General features: G+C 36.9%; 1 protein-coding gene. It reads left to right on the top strand.

The features are described 5' to 3' along the window. Positions 1–305: 305 nt before the first annotated feature. On the top strand, positions 306–1,397 hold the full coding sequence (locus MUW74_RS02950; RefSeq protein WP_243517377.1) for an ankyrin repeat domain-containing protein: 1,092 nt from the start codon (positions 306–308) through the stop codon (positions 1,395–1,397). Positions 1,398–1,652 lie beyond the last annotated feature (255 nt).

Genomic DNA, 1,652 nt, shown 5'->3' with positions numbered 1-1,652 from the left:
TATCAACTACTACAGATAAGGGCCACTTGCTGATGGTCACTATTTTACAAGGGGCGTTTTTTCTTTTTGTAGGTAGTCCTGAAAAAATAGTGAATGGATACAATAAGCTACAAAGTAGCTGTTCACGACATTAGTAGAAAGGCTTTTTTATCACACTTTTATATTGGCATTATACTTATTTTTTTGTAATATACTTTTAGCATTTTATTATGCAAATTTTTTATGAACTGTTTTCTTGTATTGACAGTATCAAATACCATGCAAAGGTATCTAAATTATATCGCAACCCTTTAATATCAAATGCTATGCAAAAGTATCTAAATTATATCGTAACCCTATTTACCGCTTTATTCAGCCTGAATATTTTTTCTTCTTGTATAGGGGGAACAGGCCTAAGGCGCCAAGGAATGGATTCAGGAAAAACCTCTTTAATTTCTACCTCAGATCAAAAAGCAGGTCTAAACTTTGGATTAGATAAAAAACCGAACAAAGGAACTAGGCTAACACCACTCGCTAACGCTATAGAAAAAGATGACAAATCAGCAGTTATTGATTTAATTGCTTTAGAAAACGTCAATATTAACGATACAGGGGAAAAGCCACCTTCACTTTTCTATACGTTGCAGTGTCAACACCCAGATATAGCACTGGCTTTATTAAAGCACCGTAGACATAACGAGCTAGATGTTACATATACCCTTCCAGATACAGGAGATACTGCCTTGCATCTGGCAGCTTTGAATGGCTATACAGTGGTAGTGAAGGAACTCTTAACCAATGAGAAGGTTGATGTAGATGCAAAAGATAGCAAAAAGTATACTGCCTTGCATAAGGCAGCTGAAAACGGCCATACAGAGGTAGTCAAATTACTAATAAACAGTGATAAGACTAATGTAAATAGCCAAACCAAATACGCAGATACTGCTTTGCATCTGGCAGCTAAAAATGGCCATGAAGCGGTAATCAAAGAACTACTCAATAATGATAGGATTGATCTAAATGTGAAAAGCAGTGGAATGAATCTTTTGGAGTGGGCAGGTTTTTATGACCTGCTAGAGGTAGTCAAAGAACTACTCAATAATGATAAGGTTGATCGAAATTATGTAAATGCGCACAATGCAAAAGGCGGTACTGTTTTGCATGAGGCAGCTTGGAATTTCCGTATAGGAGTAGTCGAAGCACTACTCAATAGTGATAAGGTTGATGTAAACGCACAACATAGTAACGGAGATACCGCCTTACATATCGCAGCACATTGGGGTTATGTACCTATTGCTAAATTATTACTGGATCATCCAGCTATTAAAGTAAATATAAAAAATAATGATGGCAAAACCCCTCTAGAGCTGACAAAGACAGAGGAGATTAAGGCTCTAATTAAAAGCAAGTTATCTTAAAATCTATTGACCATTGTGGCAGGGCTAGCTAAGAAAGAAAAAGACTTTTCGCAAAATAATTGCGATGCTTGCCTCAGATTTTATATCTGTTCAGATGACTGGTACCAAAAGCTTTTTTATCCCCCTTTTTTCGTTTCCGTTCACCACTATGGCTTATGCTAGTAAAAAAACGCGCCCTTTGAAAAAAGTGCGATCAGAAAGCTTAGTTTACAGATGAAAAGAAAAACAGTTGCCGGGGTAGCCGTTCAGCGCAGT

This window comes from Candidatus Cardinium sp. cBcalN2 (genome assembly GCF_022810445.1).
Lineage (GTDB): Bacteria > Bacteroidota > Bacteroidia > Cytophagales > Amoebophilaceae > Cardinium.
This window is presented reverse-complemented; position numbering and strand designations above follow the sequence as displayed.

Excerpts from the sequence above, each read along its gene's own strand:
- MUW74_RS02950 (WP_243517377.1), top strand. The coding sequence starts at position 306 with ATGCAAAAGTATCTAAATTATATCGTAACCCTATTTACCGCTTTATTC.